We start from the raw sequence: 1,178 nt of genomic DNA on the forward strand, positions 1-1,178 counted from the left end.
CGCTGCTGCACGTGCACGTGCGGCCGGGCAGCGGCGCGGTGGCGCAGTACTCGTTCGAGGGCAACGCGAAGGACACCGCCTTCCTCGGTGACCGGGACGGGACCACCGCCGGTGGCATCAGCTACACGCCCGGCGCGGTGGGTTCGGCCATCACGCTGGACGGCACGAGCGGGTACGTGTCCGCGCCCAACGCCGTGCGGACCGACGGCAGCTTCACCGTGTCCGCGTGGGCCAAGGTCACCAGGGCCGAGGGCGCGCAGGCGGTCGTGAGCCAGGACGGCACCACGTTCGCCGGGTTCGACCTGTGGTACCGGCCGGACGACGGCGGTCGCTGGGTGTTCGCCATGGCCAACCCGGACACCACGCAGAGCGGTGCCAACGCGGACCTGGTGTGGTCGTCGACGAACGCCCAGCTCAACACGTGGACGCAGGTGACCGGCGTGTACGACGCGCCCGCGAACCAGCTCCGCCTGTACGTCAACGGCGTGCTGGCGGGCAGCGTCGCCAAGGCCAACGTGCCGCCGAAGAACGCCACCGGGCCGGTCCGCGTCGGTCGCACGATGTGGGACTCTCGCGCCGACGTGGACTACCTGCAGGGCTCGGTCGACGAGGTGAAGATCTACGACCGGGCGTTGAACGACGCGGACATCCGGGCCGCGGTCAGCCGGGACAACGTGCAGCTCGGCTACTGGAAGTTCGACGAGGCCAACGGCACCACCGCCGCGAACGCGGTGCCCGGCGGCAGCATGGGCGTGTTGCAGGGCGGCGCGCACTTCGCCCCGGACGGAGCCGTGGACGGCGCGTTGCGGTTGGACGACGACGCGGACTTCCTGCAGACCGACGGTCCGGTGGTGCGCACCGACCAGAGCTACTCGGTCGCCCTGTGGGCCAAGCTGGACCGCGCGGGGGCCGCGGGCTCGCTGGCGACGGCGGTGGCGCAGTTCGGCAACGTCAACAGCGGCATGCTGATGGGGTACCGGGCGGGCGCCGCGGGTGACAGGTGGGAGTTCTACACGTTCGGCTCGGACGAGGCCACGCACCCCGGTGACGCGGTCGTGAGCAGCAGCGCGCCCGCGAAGGCGGGGGAGTGGACGCACCTGGTCGCCGTGTACGACGCGCCGGCCAAGCAGATGCGGCTGTACGTCAACGGCGTCCTGGCCGGGTCCGCGGCGAAGAAC

General features: G+C 71.9%; 1 protein-coding gene. It reads left to right on the forward strand.

The window, feature by feature from the left end; translation table 11 throughout:
- Positions 1-1,178: LamG domain-containing protein (locus AB0G02_RS41320; RefSeq protein WP_360806359.1), on the forward strand; the 1,178-nt coding region annotated here is incomplete at both ends.

Source organism: Actinosynnema sp. NPDC023658 (assembly GCF_040639995.1).
In the GTDB taxonomy this organism is placed as follows: Bacteria; Actinomycetota; Actinomycetes; order Mycobacteriales; family Pseudonocardiaceae; genus Actinosynnema.